A 20,429-nucleotide genomic window follows, 5' to 3' on the forward strand; every position below is an offset into this window, starting at 1 on the left:
CGCCCCTGTGAGCTCAGTCAACAAGTCGATTTTGTTGGTCGATGACGATCAAGAGATACGCGAGTTGCTGGACACCTACCTGACCCGCGCGGGTTTCCAGGTGCGTACCACGCCCGACGGCGCAGGCTTTCGTCAGGCGATGAACGAGGCACCGAGCGATTTGGTGATCCTCGATGTGATGCTCCCGGACGAAGACGGTTTCAGCCTCTGCCGCTGGATCCGCCAGCACCCACGTCAGGCGCAGGTGCCGATCATCATGCTCACGGCCAGCTCCGACGAGGCCGACCGCGTCATCGGTCTGGAATTGGGCGCCGACGATTACCTCGGCAAACCCTTCAGCCCGCGTGAATTGCAGGCGCGCATCAAAGCCTTGTTGCGTCGCGCGCAATTCGGTCAGGAACGTTCCGGCAGTGAAGTGCTGGCCTTCGATGACTGGCGGCTGGACATGGTCAGCCATCGCCTGTTCCACATCGACGGCGAAGAAGTGATTCTCTCCGGCGCCGATTTCGCGCTGCTGAAACTGTTCCTCGATCACCCCCAGGAAATTCTCGACCGCGACACCATCGGCAACGCTACCCGTGGTCGTGATTTGATGCCGCTGGATCGCATCGTCGACATGGCCGTCAGCCGTCTGCGCCAGCGCCTTCGCGACACCGAAAAACCAGCGCGGCTGATCCGTACCGTACGCGGCAGCGGCTACCAACTGGCCGCCAATGTGGTTGCCAGCAATGGCCACTGAGTTTTTCCGCAAGCTCGCCGCACGGATTCCCGTGCCGCGTTCTCTGCTCGGGCGGATGTTGCTGCTGACGCTGTTGGCGGTCCTGTTCGCCCAGACGCTGTCGAGCGTGATCTGGGTCTCGCAACTGCGCGCCACCCAACTTGAAGGCCTGGTCACCAGTGCCCGAAGCCTCGCTCATTCGATGACGGCCAGCGTCAGTTACTTCCGCTCTCTGCCGGTAGCGTTTCGGCCATTGGTACTCGACCAGTTGCGCAGCATGGGCGGCACCCGTTTTGTGGTGACACTCAACGACAAACCCTTGGGCATGGAAGTGCTGCCGATCACCCCACGCAAGGAAGCCGTGCTCAAAGCGGTGGACGAAGTGCTGCGCCAGTCCCTGGGCCAGGACACCGATATCTCGGTGACTTTTGTTAGCCCCGAAGACCTGCGGATCTTCAACAGCGGGCTGAAACTCGATGAGTTGCCGCGCTCCTGGGCGCATTACGCGCTGACCCTGGAGCCGGTGAACCCGCCGGTATTGGTCACCCAGATCCAGATGGCACCGGGCGAGTGGCTGTACATCGCCTCACTGTTGCCCGAGCCCTACACCAGTCTTGAAGAACAAGGCCTGCCGGCGCAGCAAGTCTGGTTCATCGTGCTCACCAGCGGTTTCTTGCTGTTGTTCATTGGTCTGCTGGTGCACTGGCAGAGCCGGCCGCTCAAGCGTTTGGCGCGGGCAGCACGGGACATGTCCCTCGGCGCGGAAGTCGAGCCCGTGGCCGAGGGCGGCGGCAGTGAAGTGGTCGAGGTCGGCCGCGCCTTCAATGCGATGCGCGAGCGTATCAGCCGTTACCTGACCGAGCGCAGCCAGTTGTTCAGCGCGATTTCCCATGACTTGCGCACACCGATTACCCGCTTGCGGTTGCGGGTTGAATTGCTCGAAGACGAAACGCTGCAAGCCAAGTTCGGCCGTGATCTGGATGAGCTGGAGCTGCTGGTCAAAGGCGCGCTGCAATGCGTGAAAGACACCGACATCCACGAAAACATCGAGCCGGTGGACCTCAATCACGTGCTTGATTGTCTGGTGGAGCCGTACCTGGCGCCCAACGGCAATGGTCGTGTCACCCAGCAAGGGCGTGCGCTGGCGGCGTATCCCGGAAAGCCGCTGGCGCTCAAGCGTTGCATCGGCAACCTGATCGACAATGCCTTGAAGTATGGGCAGAAAGCGCATTTGCACATTGATGACGACCAGAGTGCGTTCATCCTGCATGTGGACGATGAAGGCCCAGGCGTGCCGGAACAGCGGATGGAGCAGGTGTTCGAGCCGCACTTCCGCCTGGCCGGGCAGCAGCAGGGTTATGGGTTGGGGTTGGGGATTGCGCGAAATATTGCGCATAGCCATGGCGGTGAAGTCAGCCTGCAAAATCTGCGTGAGGGTGGGTTAAGGGTGACGTTGCATTTGCCTCGGTCGATTGATTGAGGTTTCGATATTTGTGTCTGTCTTGAGATCGACCCCTCACCCTAACCCTCTCCCCAGGGGTAGAGGGGACTGACCGTGTGGGCTATTTGATCTACATCGACCTGAAATTCCGAGTCGAACTCGGGTTTGAAGAACATGAAGATCGGCTCCCTTTCCCCCTCTCCCCCGTGGGGAGAGGGCTGGGGTGAGGGGTGGCTCTTTGTCACAACCCAGTGACAAAACCTGCCCCCTTCGTTACAAGCCCTCCACCGCCCGTTGTTTAGACTGCCCTCAGTCATAACAACAAAAAAGGCACCCCATGGACTCCTTCCAACCCGCGTTCAGCAGTTGGCTGAACGCACCTGCCCATCAGCAATGGCTCGCCGCCGAAGGCTTGCGCCTGCTGTCGTTTGCCAAGGCTTCAAAGCTTCCCGAAGGTTTCGGCAATCTCGATGAAAAGGGCTGCCTCTCGGCTAACGCCCACGCGGAAACCATGAACACCGCGCGCATGACCCACAGCTTCGCCATGGCTCACATTCAGGGCTTGCCGGGTTTCGCCGAGCTGGTGGATCACGGCATCAAAGCCCTCAGCGGCCCATTGCGTGACGGCGAACACGGTGGCTGGTTTTCGGCCCCCGAACATCGCGACGGCAACACCGGCAAGGCGGCTTACCTGCACGCCTTCGTCGCGCTGGCCGCCAGTTCTGCGGTCGTCGCTCAGCGTCCCGGCGCGCAGGCCTTGCTCGACGATGCCATCGACATCATCGACACGCATTTCTGGAGCGAGGAGGAGGGCGCGATGCGCGAGTCCTTCAACCGCGACTGGAGTGAAGAGGAAAGTTATCGCGGCGCCAACAGCAACATGCACGCCACCGAAGCCTTTCTCGCGTTGGCCGATGTCACCGAAGAGAACCGTTGGCTGTGCCGCGCCCAGCGCATCGTCGAGCGCGTCATCCACGGTCACGCCGCTGCCAACGATTACCGGGTGGTCGAGCATTTCGACCGCGACTGGCAACCCTTGCGCGACTACAACCACGACAACCCGGCCGATGGATTTCGCCCCTACGGCACCACGCCGGGGCACGGTTTCGAATGGGCCCGGCTGGTGCTGCATCTCGAAGCGGCGCGGGTTAAGGCCGGGATGCTGACGCCGGGCTGGCTCGCCACCGACGCGCAAAAACTCTTCGACCACAACTGCCGTCACGGCTGGGATGTCGACGGGGCGCCAGGGATTGTCTACACCCTCGACTGGGACAATCGCGCCGTGGTTCGCCATCGCCTGCACTGGACCCATTGCGAAGCCAGCGCCGCCGCCAGTGCGCTGCTTAAACGCACAGGCGATGCGCAATACGAAAGCTGGTACCGACTGTTTTGGGAATTCTGCGACAGCCATTTTATCGACCGTGAAAGCGGTAGCTGGCGCCACGAACTCGATCCGCAGAATCGCCCGAGCGCCGATATCTGGGCCGGTAAACCCGACCTTTATCACGCCTGGCAAGCCGTATTGATCCCGCGATTGCCTCTGGCGCCGAGTATGGCGACTGCCCTGGCACAGTTATGCCAGAGCGCTCCTGTGTAACCATGCGGTGACATTCGAACGTCCCTTCGTTACCTGCGAAGGGATCACTCCTGTTTAGAATCCTATGCAGCGCAAGCACCAGACTTGCATGCATAACAACAAGAAAGGTACTACTAGATGAATGCGATTTCTCGCCTCGCTACTGTCATTTCTCTCGCCTCATTGCTTCCCCTGTCTGCATTCCCGCTGAGTACGCTTGCTGCCGATTCCAAAGGTTCGGTGGAAGTCGTTCACTGGTGGACCTCTGGTGGTGAAAAGGCCGCGGTCGATGTTCTGAAGGCTCAAGTCGAAAAAGACGGCTTTATCTGGAAGGACGGCGCAGTCGCCGGTGGCGGCGGTGCTACGGCCATGACCGTACTCAAGAGCCGCGCCGTTGCCGGTAACCCGCCAGGTGTGGCGCAGATCAAAGGTCCGGACATCCAGGAATGGGCGTCTACCGGTCTGCTCGACACCGACGTCCTGAAAGACGCTGCCAAAACAGAAAAATGGGACAGCCTGCTCGACAAGAAAGTCTCCGATACCGTGAAGTACGACGGTGACTACGTGGCCGTGCCGGTGAACATCCACCGCGTCAACTGGCTGTGGATCAACCCGGAAGTCTTCAAGAAAGCCGGCATCGAAAAAGCGCCAACCACCCTTCAGGAATTCTACGCGGCCGGTGACAAGCTCAAGGCGGCGGGCTTCATTGCGCTTGCTCACGGCGGCCAGCCTTGGCAGGACAGCACCGTGTTCGAAGCGGTGGTCCTTTCGGTCATGGGCGTCGACGGCTACAAGAAAGCCCTGGTCGACCTCGACAACGCTGCACTGACCGGCCCTGAAATGGTCAAGGCGCTGACCGAGCTGAAGAAAGTCGCGACCTACATGGACGCCGACGGCAAAGGCCAGGACTGGAACCTGGAAGCGGCCAAGGTCATCAACGGCAAGGCCGGCATGCAGATCATGGGTGACTGGGCCAAGAGCGAGTGGACAGCGGCCAAGAAAGTCGCCGGCAAGGACTACGAGTGCGTAGCCTTCCCAGGCACCGACAAGGCCTTCACCTACAACATCGACTCCCTGGCGGTGTTCAAGCAGAAAGACAAGGGCACTGCTGCCGCTCAGCAGGACATTGCCAAGATCGTGTTGGGTGAGAACTTCCAGAAAGTCTTCAGCATCAACAAGGGTTCGATTCCGGTTCGAATCGACATGCTGAGCGACATGGGCAAGTACGGTTTCGACTCCTGCGCCCAGACCGCTGCCAAGGACTTCCTGGCGGACGCCAAGTCCGGCGGCCTGCAGCCGAGCATGGCGCACAACATGGCGACCACGCTGGCGGTACAAGGTGCGTTCTTTGATGTCGTGACCAACTTCATCAACGATCCGAAAGCCGATCCGGCCGTTGCCGCCAAGCAGCTCGGTACGGCCATCAAAGCGGCCAAGTAATGCTTGACCCCTGTAGGAGCGAGCTTGCTCGCGATAGCGGTGTATCAGTTGATACATCCAGAGTCTGACACTCAGCTATCGCGAGCAGGCTCACTCCTGCAAGGGGAAGCATTTCCAACGTAAATTTCTCTTCGTACGGGATCTTCCCATGAGTTCTGTTGCTGTGTTCAGCAAGGCCTCGCCGTTCGATGCACTGCAGCGCTGGCTCCCCAAACTGGTGCTGGCGCCCAGCATGTTCATCGTCCTGGTCGGCTTCTATGGCTATATCCTGTGGACGTTCGTCTTGTCGTTCACCACGTCGACCTTCCTGCCGACCTACAAATGGGCGGGCCTGGCGCAATACGAGCGGCTGTTCGACAACGACCGTTGGTGGGTAGCGAGCAAGAACCTGGCAGTGTTCGGCGGGATGTTCATCGGTATCACCTTGGTGATCGGTGTACTGCTGGCGGTGTTTCTTGATCAGCGCATTCGTCGCGAAGGTTTCATTCGCACCATTTACCTGTACCCGATGGCGCTCTCGATGATCGTCACCGGTACCGCCTGGAAGTGGCTGCTCAACCCGGGCATGGGCCTGGACAAATTGCTGCGTGACTGGGGCTGGGAAGGCTTTCGCCTGGACTGGCTGATCGATCCGGACCGCGTGGTGTACTGCCTGGTGATCGCTGCGGTATGGCAAGCCTCGGGCTTTATCATGGCGATGTTCCTCGCCGGCCTGCGTGGCGTTGATCAATCGATCATCCGTGCTGCCCAGATCGATGGCGCGAGCATGCCGCGCATTTACCTGAAAGTGGTGTTGCCCAGCCTGCGTCCGGTGTTCTTCAGTGCGGTGATGATCCTGGCCCACATCGCGATCAAGAGTTTCGACCTGGTGGCGGCAATGACTGCCGGTGGCCCGGGTTACTCCTCTGACTTGCCTGCGATGTTCATGTATTCCTTCACCTTCAGTCGCGGCCAGATGGGCATGGGTTCGGCCAGTGCGATTCTGATGCTCGGTGCGATTCTCGCAATCATCGTGCCTTACCTGTACTCCGAGCTGAGGACCAAGCGCCATGACTAGTTTCGCTGCCAAACCTTCCATCAGCCTGAGTCGCATCGCGATCTACGGCGTGCTGATCCTTGCCGTATTCCTTTACCTGATACCGCTGGTGGTCATGCTGTTGACCAGTTTCAAGACGCCGGAAGACATCAACTCCGGCAACCTGCTGAGCTGGCCGACCGTGGTCAGCGGCATTGGCTGGGTCAAGGCCTGGGGCACTGTCGACGGGTATTTCTGGAACTCGATCAAAATCACCGTCCCGGCGGTAATGATCTCCACTGCCATCGGTGCGCTGAACGGCTACGTGCTGTCGATGTGGCGCTTCAGAGGCTCGCAACTGTTCTTCGGTTTGCTGCTGTTCGGTTGCTTCCTGCCGTTCCAGACCGTCCTGCTGCCGGCCTCGTTCACCCTCGGCAAGATGGGCCTGGCGAGCACCACCACGGGCCTGGTGTTCGTGCACGTGGTCTACGGCCTGGCGTTCACCACGCTGTTCTTCCGTAACTACTACGTCAGCGTTCCCGATGCGCTGGTGAAGGCGGCGCGGCTGGATGGCGCGGGTTTCTTCACCATCTTCCGCTTGATCATCCTGCCGATGTCCACCCCGATCATCATGGTCTCCCTGATCTGGCAGTTCACCCAGATCTGGAACGACTTCCTGTTCGGCGTGGTGTTCTCCAGCGGTGACTCGCAACCCATTACGGTGGCGTTGAACAACTTGGTCAACACCAGTACCGGGGCCAAGGAATACAACGTTGATATGGCGGCGGCGATGATCGCCGGGCTGCCGACCCTGCTGGTCTATGTGGTCGCAGGCAAGTATTTCGTGCGCGGGCTGACGGCCGGCGCAGTCAAGGGGTAATCATGGCTACGCTCGAACTTCGCAATGTAAACAAGACTTATGGCCCCGGCTTGCCGGATACCCTCAAGAACATCGAACTGTCGATCAAGGACGGTGAGTTCCTGATCCTGGTCGGACCTTCGGGTTGCGGCAAATCGACCCTGATGAATTGCATCGCCGGTCTGGAGACCATCACCGGCGGCGCGATCATGATCGGTGACCAGGACGTCAGCGGCATGAGCCCGAAAGACCGGGACATCGCCATGGTGTTCCAGTCCTACGCGCTGTACCCGACCATGAGCGTGCGCGAGAACATCGCCTTTGGCTTGAAGATCCGCAAAATGCCCGCCGCCGACATCGAAGCGGAAGTGGCGCGGGTAGCCAAGCTGCTGCAGATCGAACATTTGCTCAACCGCAAGCCCGGCCAGCTCTCCGGTGGTCAGCAACAGCGCGTGGCGATGGGTCGTGCTCTGGCGCGGCGGCCGAAGATTTACCTGTTCGACGAACCGCTGTCCAACCTCGACGCCAAGCTGCGCGTAGAGATGCGCACGGAAATGAAGCTGATGCACCAGCGCCTGAAAACCACCACGGTCTACGTGACCCACGACCAGATTGAAGCCATGACCCTGGGCGACAAGGTGGCGGTGATGAAGGACGGGATCATTCAGCAATTCGGCACGCCGAAAGACATCTACAACAACCCGGCCAACTTGTTTGTGGCGAGTTTCATCGGTTCGCCGCCGATGAACTTCATCCCCCTGCGTTTGCAGCGCAAGGACGGTCGTCTGGTGGCGCTGCTCGACAGTGGTCAGGCGCGCTGCGAATTGCCGTTGGGCATGCAGGACGCCGGTCTTGAAGACCGCGAAGTGATCCTCGGCATGCGCCCGGAGCAGATCGTTTTGGCAGGCAGCGAGCCGAATGGTTTGCCGATCATTCGCGCCGAAGTCCAGGTCACCGAGCCCACCGGTCCCGACACCCTGGTGTTCGTCAATCTCAACGAAACCAAAGTCTGCTGCCGTCTGGCACCGGACGTTGCACCGGCCGTGGGCGAGACCCTGACCCTGCAATTCGATCCATCGAAAGTGCTGTTGTTCGATGCCAAGACCGGGGAGCGCCTGGGGGTGGCTGGTCAGCCTAAAACCGAGACTCACAGTGCCAACGTAGCGCAATTCAAAGGTCGCTGAAGATCAAAAAATGTAGGAGCGAGCCTGCTCGCGATAGCGGTGTATCAGTCGACAAAAATGTTGAATGAAAGTCCGCAATCGCGAGCAGGCTCACTCCTACAGGGGGATATGCGGCGGGTGGCCTGTCACCCGCTGCACCGGATGTAACCGCGTTAGATAAAAACAGTTAATAACAATAAAACGAGGAAATAGGGATGAAGAAGAAGAACAACGCTCAGCTTATCTGCCAGTTGTCAGCCGTCGCGGCGATGATGCTGGCCGGTAGTGTGCACGCGGCTGACGCGTTCAGCGCTGATTCAGAATGGATGACCGGGGACTGGGGTGGTGAGCGGACCAAGCTGATCGAGCAGGGTATCGACATCAAGATGGACTACGTCGGTGAAGTGGGCGGTAACCTCCACGGCGGGTTTAATGATGACAAGACGGCGCGTTACGCCGACCAGTTTGGTCTGGGCGTGGCGCTGGACCTGCAAAAACTGTGGGGCTGGGATAACACCCAGGCCAAGATCCAGCTGACCAACCGTAACGGTCAGAACATCTCCAATGACCGTGTCGGCGACCCGCGTGCCGGCACCTTGAGTTCGTCCCAGGAAGTCTACGGCCGTGGCCATATGGTCCGTCTGACCCAATTGTGGATCAAGCACCAGTTCCTCGACGGTAAACTGGACGTCAAGGCCGGTTACTTCGGCGAAGGCGAGGACTTCAACACCTTCCCTTGCGAGTTCCAGAACCTGGCATTCTGCGGTTCCCAAGCGGGTAACTGGGCCACCAACATCTGGTACAACTGGCCGGTCATGCAGGCTGCGGTCCGCGTGAAGTACAACATCTCGCCTGAGTTCTATGCGCAGATCGGCGCGTATAACCAGAACCCGACGCAACTGGAACACGGTAACGGCTTCAAGCTCAGCGGCAGCGGCACTGCCGGCACCGTTTTGCCAGTCGAACTGGTGTGGCTGCCTAACCCGAATAACCTGCCGGGCGAATACCGTGTCGGTTACTACAAAAGCACGGCCAATGCCGATGACGTCCGCAAGGATGACAATGGCAATGACGCGGCAACCAGCGGCAACGCCTACCGCAGCCACGACAGCAAGCACGGCTACTGGTTTGTTGCCCAACAACAACTCACCAGCCACAACGGCGACAAATCTCGCGGTCTGAACATTGCCGCCAACGCCACTTTCCACGACAAGGACACCAACTTCGTCGACAACTACCAGTCGCTGATGTTTGTGTACAAGGGCCCGTTCGATGCACGTCCAAAAGATGACATGGGTATCGGTTTCGCCCGTATCCATGTCAACGATGACGTGAAGAAAAACGCCGAACTGGTCAACGCCGCCAATGGTGTTACCGAGTACGAGGATCCACTGTTCTCGCCGCTGCGTACCACCGAGTACAACTACGAGATCAACTACGGCTTCCACGTGACCAACTGGCTGACCGTGCGCCCTAACCTGCAATACATCACTCACCCGGGCGGTGTTGATGAAGTCGACAACGCGCTGGTCGCCGGCCTGAAAATTCAGTCGGTGTTCTAACGCTGTTGCGATAAGCTCCTCTCCATGTGCGCATTTTTGCGGACAGCCCAGGCTGTCCGCTTTTTTTTGTGTGGTATGCCAAAGCAACCTGTGGCGAGGGGATTTATCCCCGTTCGGCTGCGAAGCAGTCGTAAACCATTGCATGCGGTGTTCCTGGCACACCGCAGTGTCAGGTTTGGGGGCCGCTTCGCAACCCAACGGGGANNATAAATCCCCTCGCCACAGTGGTTCACTGGGCACACGTATGAGTACACCCATGATTTCAGGACCGTGGCACATGCATGAGCATCCGCTACAACGCTTCTTCAAATCCTTGCGCGAACATCCGGTGTTTGCGTGGGAGCGCTATCAGAAGCGCGACGTGCTGGTGATCGACCATCCGCTGTGTCAGGCGGTGTTCAGTCGGCAGGGTGCGCAGTTGCTGCACTTCCAGCCAAAGGGCCAGAAACCCTGGCTCTGGTGCGCGGCGAAGTGGCCGCAGGTGGGCGCGATTCGTGGTGGCGTTCCGGTGTGCTGGCCGTGGTATGGCCGTCATCCGAGCGAAAACGCCTGGCCGTCCCACGGTTGGGCACGGCTGATCGACTGGAAGCTGCTGGACAGCAGCAGTGACGACGATGGCGTGCGTCTGCATTGGCAACTTCAGTTGTGCGACTGGCAAGTGGACCTGCACGCGCACTTGGGTGAACGCATGGATTTACGCCTGAGCACCGAGCATCAGGACAGCCTGCCGTGCCAATTGAGTCAGGCGTTGCATGCGTATTGGCGTATTGGCGATGTCGGTGAGGTAGCGCTGTCTGGGCTCGACGGGGCGCAGGGTTACGACCAGTTGAACCGGCAGATTTGTCATCAGGAAGGCGAGTTGCGGGTCGAGGGTGGCTGTCAGCGAGTGTTCCAGCATGACGGCGAATTGCAGATCAAGGACCATGCCTGGCAACGCGAATTGTGCATCGATACCGGCGACCATGCGGACACGGTGGTCTGGCATCCGGGCTCGCGACCGTTGCTGGGGGTGAGCTGGAATGAGATTTCGGAGTTTGTCTGTGTGGAAGCCGCGAGTGGCGGGACCGATAGCCTGAGCCTGGCACCGGGGGAGAGGGCGCATTTGAGTTTGCAGGCGCGGGTTGGGGTTTAGTCCAGGGCTTGCGTTGTAGCGGCTGACGCTATCGCGAGCAAGCTCGCTCCCACAGGGGAATGCATTCCAAATGTGGGAGCGAGCTTGCTCCGGGCGGCGTTCCGACGATGAGGCCGGATCCGGCAATGAAGAAGTTGGCCTAGTTAAACTCATCCCCAATCGGATACCGACTGGCATTCAGGCTTTCCTTGATCTTGCGCAAATGCGGATGGAAGTCCACGCCTCGGCGCAAGGTCATGCCGGTGGCGAGTACGTCCAGCACGGTCAGCTGAATGATCCGCGACGTCATCGGCATATAGATGTCGGTGTCTTCCGGCAGCGGAATGTTCAGGCTCAACGTGCTGGCCTTGGCCAGTGGCGAACCCTCGGCCGTCAGGCCCAGTACCGAAGCACCGTTCTCCCGGGCAATGCGCGCCACTTCCACCAGTTCGCGGGTACGCCCGGTGTAGGAAATGATCACGAACAACTCGCCGGTGTGCGCCACCGACGCAATCATGCGCTGCATCAGCACGTCGGCATGGGCGGTGACCGCCAGGTTGAAGCGGAAGAACTTGTGCTGCGCATCCAGTGCCACCGGAGCCGAGGCGCCGAGGCCGAAGAAGTGGATCTGCCGGGCCTGGATCAACAGGTCGACGGCGCGGCTGATCAGGTTCGGGTCAAGCGCCTGTAACGCACTGTCCAACGAGGCGATGGCGCTGCCGAAAATCTTTTTGGTATACGCTTCCGGATTGTCGTCGGCCTCGACCGCACGGCTGACATACGCCGCGCCGCTGGCCAGGCTCTGGGCCAATTGAAGCTTGAGTTCCGGGTAGCCGCTGACGCCGAACGAACGGCAGAAACGGTTGACCGTCGGCTCGCTGACCTTTGAGGCCTGGGCGAGGGCGGCGATGCTGAACCGGGTGGCCTGCTGTGGGTTGAGCAGGATCACCTCGGCGACTTTGCGTTCTGCCTTGTTCAGGTCTTCAAGGCGATTCTGGATCTGTTCCAGTAAATTTCGCACGCGGTCCATATGGTTTCCTTGGTTCGCCTACAAGAGTGCATCTGCAATGCAAACAAGCGTGTTGCTATGCAAATTGGGCCTTTGATGCGGCCCCAAACGGTGGCCTATCCTACTGATGGCTCCGACCGTCCACCACTCGGAATCTGTATTTTGCGAAAATGTTGTGGTTATTACTACATTTTCCCTTGAGTGATGCCTTGAAAAAAGGTATTTGTAGCTTAACTTGATAAAAGAACAAACATCATGCCTTCGATTACGGTTGAACCGTGCACCTTTGCCTTGTTCGGCGCCCTCGGCGATCTGGCCCTGCGCAAGCTGTTTCCTGCCCTTTATCAGCTCGATGGCGCAGGCCTCTTGCACGAGGACACGCGAATTATCGCGCTGGCCCGTGAGCCTGGCAGCGAGCAGCAGCATCTGGCGTTCATCGCCTCCGAGCTGCGCCGCTACGTCGTCGCCAAAGAGCTGGACGAAGCCGTGGTCGAACGCTTTCTGGCCCGCCTGAGTTACCTGCACGTCGACTTCCTCAAGGCTGACGATTACGTCGCCCTGGCCGAAATGGCCGGCAGCGCCCAGCGAGTGATTGCCTACTTCGCGACACCGGCCGCCGTTTACGGTGCGATCTGCGAGAACCTGTCTAAGGTCGGCCTGACCGAAAATACCCGCGTGGTGCTGGAAAAACCCATCGGTTCGGACCTGGAATCCTCTCGCAAGGTGAACGACGCCGTGGCGCAGTTCTTCCCGGAGAACCGCACCTACCGCATCGACCACTACCTGGGCAAAGAAACCGTCCAGAACCTGATCGCCCTGCGTTTCGCCAACAGCCTGTTCGAAACCCAGTGGAACCAGAATTATATCTCCCACGTGGAAATCACCGTGGCCGAGAAAGTCGGGATCGAAGGTCGCTGGGGTTACTTCGACAAGGCCGGCCAACTGCGGGACATGATCCAGAATCACCTGCTGCAACTGCTCTGCCTGATCGCCATGGACCCGCCGGCCGACCTGTCCGCCGACAGCATCCGTGACGAGAAAGTCAAAGTGCTCAAGGCGCTGGCACCGATCAGCCCGGAAGGCCTGACTACTCAGGTCGTGCGCGGTCAGTACATCGCCGGTTACAGCGAAGGCAAATCGGTTCCCGGTTACCTGGAAGAGCCGAACTCCAACACCCAGAGCGACACCGAAACCTTTGTTGCGCTGCGTGCCGATATCCGCAACTGGCGTTGGGCCGGTGTGCCGTTTTACCTGCGTACCGGCAAGCGCATGCCGCAGAAGCTGTCGCAGATCGTCATCCACTTCAAGGAACCGTCCCACTACATCTTCGCTCCCGAGCAGCGCCTGCAAATCAGCAACAAGCTGATTATCCGCCTGCAACCGGACGAAGGTATTTCCTTGCGCGTGATGACCAAAGAACAAGGCCTGGACAAGGGCATGCAGCTGCGCAGCGGTCCGTTGCAGCTGAATTTTTCCGACACTTATCGCAGCGCACGGATTCCCGATGCCTATGAGCGGTTGTTGCTGGAAGTGATGCGCGGCAATCAGAACCTGTTTGTCCGTAAAGATGAAATCGAAGCCGCGTGGAAGTGGTGTGACCAGTTGATCGCCGGGTGGAAAAAGTCCGGTGATGCGCCCAAGCCCTACGCGGCCGGGTCCTGGGGGCCAATGAGCTCCATTGCATTGATCACGCGGGATGGGAGGTCGTGGTATGGCGATATCTGAATTGAAACTGCCTCAGGGCGTCAGCGCTCATGAGTTCAAGAGCCCAGTGCTGCTGGCCGAAGGCCTGGCGCTGAATGTGGCCAAGCAGCTGAGTGACGCGATCGACGCGCGCGGCACCGCGACGCTGGTGGTGTCCGGTGGACGCAGCCCGGTGGCGTTTTTCCAGCACCTGGCCAAGCAGACGCTGGACTGGTCCAAGGTTGTCGTCACCCTGGCCGACGAGCGCTGGGTACCGGTTGAACACGCCGACAGCAATGCCGGTCTGCTCAAGCGTTACCTGTTGCAAGGCCCGGCGGCCAAGGCTCAGTTTCTGAGTCTGTACAGCGCCACGGCCAACCTTGAACTGGCGGCCGAGCAGGCGGATCGCTTGCTCGTGGAATTGCCGCCGATCGACGTGCTGATACTCGGCATGGGCGACGACGGTCACACCGCTTCGCTGTTCCCCAATAGCCCGAACCTGGCCGATGCCTTGAAAGCCGACGGCACACGTCGTTGCTACCCGATGCTGGCGCCGACCGTGCCGCATCAGCGCCTGACCATGAGCCGCGCGCTTCTGGCCTCGGCCAAGACCACCGTTCTATCGATTTCCGGTCAGTCCAAGCTGACCACCCTGAGTGCCGCATTGGCCGGTGACGATGTCGCCGCCATGCCGATTCGCGCGTTTCTGCAACCTACGTTAGAGATTTACTGGTGCCCATGAGCCAAGGAACAGCCGCTATGACAACCCCATCCCCGACCGTTTCCATGGCGGACAAAGTTGCCCTGATCGACAGCCTCTGCGCCAAGGCGCGGATCCTGCCGGTGATTACCATCGCTCGCGAACAGGACATCCTGCCGCTGGCCGACGCCCTCGCGGCCGGTGGCCTGACAGCCCTGGAAGTGACGTTGCGTTCACAGTTCGGCCTCAAGGCTATCCGGATTCTGCGCGAGCAGCGTCCGGAGCTGGTGACCGGTGCCGGTACTGTGCTGGATCGCAACATGCTGGCGGCTGCCGAAGCGGCCGGTTCGCAGTTCATCGTCACGCCAGGCATCACTCGTGACCTGCTGGAAGCCAGCGTCAACAGCCCGATTCCGCTGTTGCCGGGCATTAGCAACGCCTCCGGCATCATGGAAGGCTATGGCCTGGGTTATCGCCGCTTCAAGCTGTTCCCGGCGGAAGTCAGCGGCGGTGTCGCGGCGATCAAGGCCCTGGGCGGCCCGTTCGGCGAAGTGAAATTCTGCCCGACTGGCGGCGTCAGCCCGGCCAACATCAAGAGCTACATGGCGTTGAAAAACGTGATGTGCGTGGGCGGTAGCTGGATGCTTGATCCCGAGTGGATCAAGAACGGCGACTGGGCCCGCATTCAGGAATGCACCGCCGAGGCACTGGCGCTGCTGGACTGATCGGCTTTACCAAACACTTCGTTGTGTGTTCTACGGCTTTACGGTGCGCTTGGTCGGTGCACCGTTTTTTTTTGCCTGCAAAAAACCGTGGGAGCGATGCGATACATAGTTACCGCACATCGAGCCTGGCCCCGCCCTAACCTGCGTTCATCTTATGGAAGAGAGAACGTCATGGACGACAACACTCCGGTTTCACCCTCACCAGCGGTTTACCTGCTTTCACCCGAACAGATCGCCGGTCCTTATTTCCGAAATCCGAAATTGATCAGAAGAAACATCAGCGAAGGCATGGATGGCATCCCCCTAGTGCTGAGGCTGGCAATCGTCGATGCCATGACGGGGCAGCCGGTGACAGACGCTCTGGTGGATATCTGGCATTGCAATGCACGCGGGGCGTATTCGGGTTGGAGCAAGGTCAATCCAGACAAGGAAGTCGACGTTGGCGACATAGGCTCGATCCCGCGCACCGACGACGACACTTACCTGCGAGGCGGGCAATTCACGGACAAGAACGGCATCGTGCGGTTTACCACGATCTATCCGGGGTTCTACGCCGGCCGTGCCCTGCACATTCACGTCGTGGTACGCATCATGGAAGGCAACAACTACCTGCAAGAGCGGCATGTTGCCTGGGTCGGTCAGCTCTACTTTCCCGAGGTGGCCTCGCGCTCGGTACTCAACGCCAGGGAGTACCGCGGTCGAGCCGTTTCGCCGCGGACCAACGATCAAGACTTTTTCTATGAAAACATGGGCGGCGAAGCTTCGACCTTGAACGTTCACACCCTGAGTCGAGATTCGAATAAAGACGGCTACTTCGGGCACACGACCATTGGCATCGACACCTTCGCGGTATCGACGCAGATCAAGCCCGAGGACTTCGACAAATACACCGTGTGACGTCAGCGCAGTTCGGTCAACGCCCGGGCCAGTAGATCCATGTCTGCACCTGTGGTGATAAGCCCCGGGGTTATGCGAATGCACGGACCACTCGCGGCGCCACTGCGCGCCACGGTAAACAGGTTGTAGTCCTTGAGTAGCCGCTCGACCATCACCTGTTGATCGGCATGCCGGGTAAAGCGCATCGAAGTGATGCCGCAATACAGTCGAGGGTCGTCCGGGGTCATGACTTCGATCCCCTGCAACTCGCGTACCGCGCTCACCCAGCGGTTGCGCAGGTAATTGAGCCGAGCGCCCTTGGCGGCGGAACCGCCCATGGCCCGATGTTCCTCGAACACCAGCGGCAGGGTCAGCAGCGCCGGGATGTTGGGTGTGCTGTACGGCGTGCGGGCGCGAATATCGGTAATCGGGAAATGCATCTCGCCCATGTCCGGGTCAATGTCGGCCAGGCGCTCGGGGGCGATATAAATGAAGCCCAGCGTCAGCGGTGCACCGATCCATTTGTGCAGGGTGTAGCCAGCAAAGGCGATGCCCAGTTTATCGAGATTGAACTCGAGCTGGCCGAACGCATGGGCGCCGTCGAGGATCACGTCGATGCCATGTTCCCTGGCGGCTGCGGCAATGGCCTGCACCGGCATCACCAACCCGGAGCGATGGGTCACGTGGGTCAGGGCCATCAGTTTGAGTCGCGGATAACGCACGAAAGCTTCGCGGTAAGTCGCCAGCAAACTGTCGAAACTGGCGGGGTGCGAGTGTTCGATCTCGATCACCTCGACGCCGCGATGACGTGCCAGCCAGCGCATGGCCCCTTTGACCGTGTCGTATTCCAGATCACCTATCAGCACCTGATCGCCCGGCGACAGGCGATTGTAGTTGCGGATCAGCGATTGCAGACCGTCCGAAGCGTTGCGGGTGAGGGCAACGGTGTCGGCGGGTACGCCCACCAGATCGGCGAGCTGTTTGCGAATCTCCAGGCTTTCGCCCTGTTCGAAGCGTTGTCGCACGTGCACCGAGTTGCTGCAATTGATCAGCTCGATATTGCGCTGATACTCCTCGACCACCGTGCGCGACATGCGCCCGAAGTACCCGTTTTCGAGGTTGACCGGGCCGGGTTCAACCGCGAATCGGTCGGCAAAGGTTCGCCAGAAAGCTTCATCACGGGCGCGGCGGGTGTTATCGGGCATGGGCTACTCAATCAGGGGCCAGGTATGGGTGTCGGGTCAATGGCGAGGGGCGGGTTTGCCATGTTTGGCGCGTAGCGGTTCGAGCAGCTCCGAAAGGCCGTTGTGATCGATTTCCTGCATCAAGGCCAGCAAGCCGCCGAGTTCGCCATGGGGGAAGCCTTCCCGAGCGAACCAGTTCAGGTATTGGCCGGGGAGGTCGGCAATGATCCGGCCCTTGTATTTGCCGAAGGGCATTTCACGGGTAATCAACAGTTCGAGCTTTTCAGGGTTCATCAATCAGTCGTCTTGATTCAAACAGTCTGGAAAATACAGGCATTCTGCATGCAGGCCAAATGACAGATCATGCAAATAAAGCGGATACAGATTTCGCGTTAAATCATAAGTTATTGAAATATAAGAAGTAAATAGTCAGTTCAAAGCTGGCATGCAGGGTGCAACATCTATTGCATCTTTCATCAACCCGCGAGGAATTGAAAATGACCGACATCAATAAAGAAGCCATCTCTGTACTCAACGACCTGATTGAAACCAGCAAAGACGGTCAGGAAGGGTTCAAGACTTGCGCTGAAGACATCAAACACCCTGAACTCAAAACCCTGTTCGTGCAACGCTCGGCGGACTGCGCCAATGCGGCTTCCGAACTGCAAGCGCAGGTGCGATCGCTAGGCGGTGATCCGGAAACGTCCACCAGTGTCAGCGGTGACCTGCACCGTCGCTGGGTCGACGTGAAAGCGATGTTCACCGGCAAGGATGAAGAAGCCGTGCTGAACGAAGCGGAGCGGGGTGAAGACCATGCTCTGAAGGCTTACAAAGAAGCCATCGAAAAAATCAACAAACACAACCTGGTGGGCATTCGTGACCTGGTTGAGCGTCAGTACCACGGCGTGCAACGCAATCACGATCAGGTAAAAGCCCTGCGCAACCAGGCTCGCGCACGCTCGTAAGCGTTCGTTGTCTGTCAAAAACGCCAGCCAGTCTGGCGTTTTTTTGTGTCCTGGAATTAGCACTGAAATCGGCACTTGTAGGAGCTGCCGAAGGCTGCGATCTTTTGACGGAATAGAGGTCGCCGAACAGCAAGATCAAAAGATCGTCCGAACGCGGCCCGAGCCTTCGGCAGCTCCTACCGTTAAATCGTCTTTCCAAGAGTCCATTACGTGCCTATCACCCTGCAGGCTTTGTTTGCGCCTGACCGCGGCGCCTTACAGTTCGCAATCAAGACCTTGATCGGCGGCGGCCTGGCGCTGTGGCTGGCATTACGCTGGGGCCTGGAGCAACCGGCATGGGCATTGATGACGGCGTTCATCGTCGCCCAGCCCTTGTCGGGGATGGTGGTGCAGAAGGGCCTGGCGCGATTGTTGGGGACGCTGGTCGGGACGATCATGTCCGTGGTGTTCATGGGGTTGTTTGCCCAGACGCCTTGGCTGTTTTTGTTGGCCTTGGCGTTATGGCTGGGTCTGTGTACGGCGAGTTCGACCTTGCTGCGCAGCGCTTGGTCCTATTCATTCGTGCTGGCGGGTTATACGGTGGCGATCATCGCGCTGCCGGCCATTACTCATCCGCTGACGGTGTTCGATCAAGCCGTGGCCCGCTGCACAGAAATCTGCCTGGGCATTCTTTGCGCCACCGCTGCCAGTGCGCTGCTCTGGCCGATGCGGGTCGAACGGCAACTGGCGGATCAGGCGCGAGCAGCGTGGCAAAGCGGTATGAACGCCGCGCGTGCGACCCTGGCCGGTGATAGTCAGGCGCGTAAAGGCTTGCTGGAAATCCTCGGGAGAATCGTCGCCGTCGATGCCCAGCGCGAGCATGCCTGGTTTGAAGGAAGCCTGGGTCGGCAACGAGCACGAGCGATCAGCGGCTTGAGCCAGAAGCTGTTGATGCTGCTGCGCATTGCCCGTTCGGTGCGCCGTCAGTGGAAGCAATTGGAACCCCGGGAAGCCGAGCAACTGTTGCCCTGGATGACCGAGGTTCAAGAGACGCTCGCCGGCTCCGATACCGCCACCCTCCTGGTCTTGCGGCCGCGGCTGCTGGACGCCTCCCACGGTCCGCACATCAGTTCTGCACAAAGTTATTGCCTGGTCCGTTTCACCTTGCTGGTCGATACCGCCATGGCAGCGACTGCGGCGTTGAAAGCGGTGGAGGAGGGCAAGGAAGCGGTCGATCCACCGAGAACGCTGACCCCGCACCGCGACCTGTCATTGGCGCTGATGTTCGGTACCCGAAGTGCGCTGGCCTTTCTGGTGGTCTCGTGCTTTTGGCTGGCGACGGCCTGGCCTGCCGCTTCGGGTGCATTGGTGCTGACATGTGTGGTTTGCAGTCTGTTCGCCAGCCGCGAAAACGGTGCGCAAATCGGCATGAGTTTCCTGCGCGGGATCCTGTTGGCGATTCCTGCGGCGTTTTTCGTCGGCCAGATTCTGCTGCCGCAATGGAGTGGTTTTGCGTTGCTGTGCATGGGCATGGGCGTGCCGTTGTTTCTCGGTGCATTGGGCATGGCCAAACCGCAGATCGGCGCCACGGCTACCTCCTTTTGCCTGCACTTCATTGTGTTGGTATCGCCGCTCAACACGATGAAGTTCGACGTCGCCACCTTTTTCAACAGCGCTCAGGCCATGCTGGTCGGTGTCGGCGCGGCCGTGCTGGCGTTCCATTTGTTGATCCTGCGCGACCCGACGTGGCATGGCCGACGTTTGCTGGCGGCAACTCTCGATGATCTGGTGCGCCTGACCCGGCGCAATCTGCGCGGTGCCGAAAGCTGGTTTGGCGGGCGCATGGCCGATCGCTTGCTGCAATTGGCGCGACACTACCCCGAGTTGCCGGAACCGGCGCGCAGTCGCTGGGACGATGGACTGCTCGGCCTGGACATCGGCGACGAATTGCTGCATTTGCGTTTAAGTCTGGCGGTGGCGCAGGTGCCGGTCAGCGCGCCTCAGCGGCGTTATCTCGAACAGCTGGAAAAAATCCTCGAGCAAGGCCCGGCCGGCAGTCGCGCCGAGGCGTTGGCGCAGCCGAGCGAAGACTTTTTGAAGACCTTGTACGCGTTGCCCCCCAGCGACGCGGTGAAACTGGCCCAAGGCGCGGTGCTGCAATTGCAAAGCAGCTGGCGCGCCTGGTGCCGTCAACAGGAGCAAAGCCATGGGCTTGCGTGAGTGGTCGGTGGGTGGCGTGCTGCTCAGTCCGTTTCTGATTTATGTGCTGCTGGCGCTGCTCGTCACTGGAGCCTTGCGCATGCTCTTGCGCCTGACGCCGGTGGGCCGCTGGATCTGGCACGAAGCATTGTTTGATTGCGCCTTGTACGTCTGTGTATTGACCTTGATCACTGTCGTCCTCGGACCTTTATAAGGAGTTGAAA

19 protein-coding genes are annotated in these 20,429 nt (G+C 59.5%); 16 read left to right on the forward strand and 3 right to left on the reverse strand.

Annotation, left to right across the window (positions count from 1 at the left end; genetic code table 11):
* Nucleotides 1-7 precede the first annotated feature (7 nt).
* The 9 genes from VD17_RS24990 (at nt 8) to VD17_RS25035 (ending at nt 10,906) form a co-directional block, all read left to right on the forward strand.
* Entirely contained in the window at nt 8-739 is a 732-nt protein-coding gene (locus VD17_RS24990; RefSeq protein ID WP_033056827.1) for a response regulator, read from the forward strand.
* The gene (locus VD17_RS24995) at nt 729-2,198 is read left to right on the forward strand and encodes an ATP-binding protein (RefSeq protein WP_046056146.1); all 1,470 of its coding nucleotides are present in this window, start codon (nt 729-731) and stop codon (nt 2,196-2,198) included. The genes VD17_RS24990 and VD17_RS24995 overlap by 11 nt, the downstream gene beginning before the upstream one ends.
* A gap of 298 nt (nt 2,199-2,496) precedes the next feature.
* Nucleotides 2,497-3,756 carry a D-mannose isomerase gene (locus VD17_RS25005; RefSeq protein WP_046056148.1) on the forward strand — a complete coding sequence of 420 codons (1,260 nt, stop codon included), beginning with the start codon at nt 2,497-2,499 and terminating at the stop codon, nt 3,754-3,756.
* A 117-nt stretch (nt 3,757-3,873) separates the two neighbouring features.
* Complete coding sequence (locus tag VD17_RS25010; RefSeq protein WP_046056149.1) at nt 3,874-5,175, forward strand: ABC transporter substrate-binding protein; 1,302 nt, start codon at nt 3,874-3,876, stop codon at nt 5,173-5,175.
* A 148-nt stretch (nt 5,176-5,323) separates the two neighbouring features.
* Entirely contained in the window at nt 5,324-6,232 is a 909-nt protein-coding gene (locus VD17_RS25015) for a carbohydrate ABC transporter permease (RefSeq protein WP_046056150.1), read from the forward strand.
* Nucleotides 6,225-7,070 (forward strand): carbohydrate ABC transporter permease, encoded by an 846-nt coding sequence (locus tag VD17_RS25020; protein WP_046056151.1) that lies wholly within the window; start codon nt 6,225-6,227, stop codon nt 7,068-7,070. Before VD17_RS25015 ends, VD17_RS25020 begins: the two co-directional genes overlap by 8 nt.
* 2 nt (nt 7,071-7,072) lie before the next feature.
* Nucleotides 7,073-8,233, forward strand: coding sequence for an ABC transporter ATP-binding protein (locus VD17_RS25025; protein WP_046056152.1), 1,161 nt, complete (start codon nt 7,073-7,075; stop codon nt 8,231-8,233).
* Nucleotides 8,234-8,427: 194 nt separating this feature from the next.
* Nucleotides 8,428-9,774, forward strand: coding sequence for a carbohydrate porin (locus VD17_RS25030; RefSeq protein ID WP_046056153.1), 1,347 nt, complete (start codon nt 8,428-8,430; stop codon nt 9,772-9,774).
* Between the two features lie 277 nt (nt 9,775-10,051).
* The gene (locus tag VD17_RS25035; protein WP_046056154.1) at nt 10,052-10,906 is read left to right on the forward strand and encodes a D-hexose-6-phosphate mutarotase; all 855 of its coding nucleotides are present in this window, start codon (nt 10,052-10,054) and stop codon (nt 10,904-10,906) included.
* A gap of 139 nt (nt 10,907-11,045) precedes the next feature.
* Here the strand turns inward: VD17_RS25035 and VD17_RS25040 are convergent, their stop codons facing one another.
* On the reverse strand, nt 11,046-11,906 hold the full coding sequence (locus tag VD17_RS25040; protein ID WP_185753217.1) for a MurR/RpiR family transcriptional regulator: 861 nt from the start codon (nt 11,904-11,906) through the stop codon (nt 11,046-11,048).
* 243 nt (nt 11,907-12,149) lie between these two features.
* Here VD17_RS25040 and zwf point away from each other — a divergent pair, with 243 nt between their 5' ends.
* The 4 genes from zwf to VD17_RS25060 all read left to right on the forward strand — a co-directional run bounded on the left by zwf (nt 12,150) and on the right by VD17_RS25060 (nt 15,899).
* Nucleotides 12,150-13,619, forward strand: coding sequence for a glucose-6-phosphate dehydrogenase (zwf, locus tag VD17_RS25045; protein ID WP_008151108.1), 1,470 nt, complete (start codon nt 12,150-12,152; stop codon nt 13,617-13,619).
* Complete coding sequence (pgl, locus tag VD17_RS25050; protein WP_046056156.1) at nt 13,606-14,319, forward strand: 6-phosphogluconolactonase; 714 nt, start codon at nt 13,606-13,608, stop codon at nt 14,317-14,319. The genes zwf and pgl overlap by 14 nt, the downstream gene beginning before the upstream one ends.
* A gap of 17 nt (nt 14,320-14,336) precedes the next feature.
* A complete protein-coding gene (locus tag VD17_RS25055) occupies nt 14,337-15,002 on the forward strand; it encodes a bifunctional 4-hydroxy-2-oxoglutarate aldolase/2-dehydro-3-deoxy-phosphogluconate aldolase (protein WP_046056157.1) in 666 nt (221 codons plus the stop codon).
* Nucleotides 15,003-15,173: 171 nt separating this feature from the next.
* Nucleotides 15,174-15,899 carry an intradiol ring-cleavage dioxygenase gene (locus tag VD17_RS25060; RefSeq protein WP_046056158.1) on the forward strand — a complete coding sequence of 242 codons (726 nt, stop codon included), beginning with the start codon at nt 15,174-15,176 and terminating at the stop codon, nt 15,897-15,899.
* A gap of 2 nt (nt 15,900-15,901) precedes the next feature.
* On the opposite strand, the gene VD17_RS25065 is transcribed toward VD17_RS25060, so the two are convergent.
* Together VD17_RS25065 and VD17_RS25070 are read right to left on the reverse strand one after the other, a co-directional pair.
* Entirely contained in the window at nt 15,902-17,083 is a 1,182-nt protein-coding gene (locus VD17_RS25065; protein WP_046056159.1) for an aminotransferase class V-fold PLP-dependent enzyme, read from the reverse strand.
* Between the two features lie 36 nt (nt 17,084-17,119).
* Nucleotides 17,120-17,356 (reverse strand): DUF3820 family protein, encoded by a 237-nt coding sequence (locus VD17_RS25070; protein WP_007949456.1) that lies wholly within the window; start codon nt 17,354-17,356, stop codon nt 17,120-17,122.
* Nucleotides 17,357-17,559: 203 nt separating this feature from the next.
* Here VD17_RS25070 and VD17_RS25075 point away from each other — a divergent pair, with 203 nt between their 5' ends.
* From VD17_RS25075 to VD17_RS25085, 3 genes are all read left to right on the forward strand, one after another.
* The gene (locus VD17_RS25075; RefSeq protein ID WP_046056160.1) at nt 17,560-18,027 is read left to right on the forward strand and encodes a ferritin-like domain-containing protein; all 468 of its coding nucleotides are present in this window, start codon (nt 17,560-17,562) and stop codon (nt 18,025-18,027) included.
* A gap of 210 nt (nt 18,028-18,237) precedes the next feature.
* The gene (locus VD17_RS25080; protein WP_046056161.1) at nt 18,238-20,226 is read left to right on the forward strand and encodes an FUSC family protein; all 1,989 of its coding nucleotides are present in this window, start codon (nt 18,238-18,240) and stop codon (nt 20,224-20,226) included.
* On the forward strand, nt 20,213-20,419 hold the full coding sequence (locus VD17_RS25085; protein WP_008151119.1) for a DUF1656 domain-containing protein: 207 nt from the start codon (nt 20,213-20,215) through the stop codon (nt 20,417-20,419). Before VD17_RS25080 ends, VD17_RS25085 begins: the two co-directional genes overlap by 14 nt.
* The last annotated feature ends 10 nt before the right edge of the window (nt 20,420-20,429 follow it).

It is taken from the genome of Pseudomonas fluorescens (assembly GCF_000968015.1).
GTDB classification, from domain to species: domain Bacteria; phylum Pseudomonadota; class Gammaproteobacteria; order Pseudomonadales; family Pseudomonadaceae; genus Aquipseudomonas; species Aquipseudomonas fluorescens_W.

What these genes read in the sequence shown, in the direction of transcription:
- VD17_RS24995 (WP_046056146.1), top strand. Translation starts at nt 729, where the DNA reads ATGGCCACTGAGTTTTTCCGCAAGCTCGCCGCACGGATTCCCGTGCCG.
- VD17_RS25005 (WP_046056148.1), top strand. Translation starts at nt 2,497, where the DNA reads ATGGACTCCTTCCAACCCGCGTTCAGCAGTTGGCTGAACGCACCTGCC.
- VD17_RS25010 (WP_046056149.1), top strand. Translation starts at nt 3,874, where the DNA reads ATGAATGCGATTTCTCGCCTCGCTACTGTCATTTCTCTCGCCTCATTG.
- VD17_RS25015 (WP_046056150.1), top strand. Translation starts at nt 5,324, where the DNA reads ATGAGTTCTGTTGCTGTGTTCAGCAAGGCCTCGCCGTTCGATGCACTG.
- VD17_RS25020 (WP_046056151.1), top strand. Translation starts at nt 6,225, where the DNA reads ATGACTAGTTTCGCTGCCAAACCTTCCATCAGCCTGAGTCGCATCGCG.
- VD17_RS25025 (WP_046056152.1), top strand. Translation starts at nt 7,073, where the DNA reads ATGGCTACGCTCGAACTTCGCAATGTAAACAAGACTTATGGCCCCGGC.
- VD17_RS25030 (WP_046056153.1), top strand. Translation starts at nt 8,428, where the DNA reads ATGAAGAAGAAGAACAACGCTCAGCTTATCTGCCAGTTGTCAGCCGTC.
- VD17_RS25035 (WP_046056154.1), top strand. Translation starts at nt 10,052, where the DNA reads ATGCATGAGCATCCGCTACAACGCTTCTTCAAATCCTTGCGCGAACAT.
- zwf (WP_008151108.1), top strand. Translation starts at nt 12,150, where the DNA reads ATGCCTTCGATTACGGTTGAACCGTGCACCTTTGCCTTGTTCGGCGCC.
- pgl (WP_046056156.1), top strand. Translation starts at nt 13,606, where the DNA reads ATGGCGATATCTGAATTGAAACTGCCTCAGGGCGTCAGCGCTCATGAG.
- VD17_RS25055 (WP_046056157.1), top strand. Translation starts at nt 14,337, where the DNA reads ATGACAACCCCATCCCCGACCGTTTCCATGGCGGACAAAGTTGCCCTG.
- VD17_RS25060 (WP_046056158.1), top strand. Translation starts at nt 15,174, where the DNA reads ATGGACGACAACACTCCGGTTTCACCCTCACCAGCGGTTTACCTGCTT.
- VD17_RS25065 (WP_046056159.1), bottom strand. Translation starts at nt 17,083, where the DNA reads ATGCCCGATAACACCCGCCGCGCCCGTGATGAAGCTTTCTGGCGAACC.
- VD17_RS25070 (WP_007949456.1), bottom strand. Translation starts at nt 17,356, where the DNA reads ATGAACCCTGAAAAGCTCGAACTGTTGATTACCCGTGAAATGCCCTTC.
- VD17_RS25075 (WP_046056160.1), top strand. Translation starts at nt 17,560, where the DNA reads ATGACCGACATCAATAAAGAAGCCATCTCTGTACTCAACGACCTGATT.
- VD17_RS25085 (WP_008151119.1), top strand. Translation starts at nt 20,213, where the DNA reads ATGGGCTTGCGTGAGTGGTCGGTGGGTGGCGTGCTGCTCAGTCCGTTT.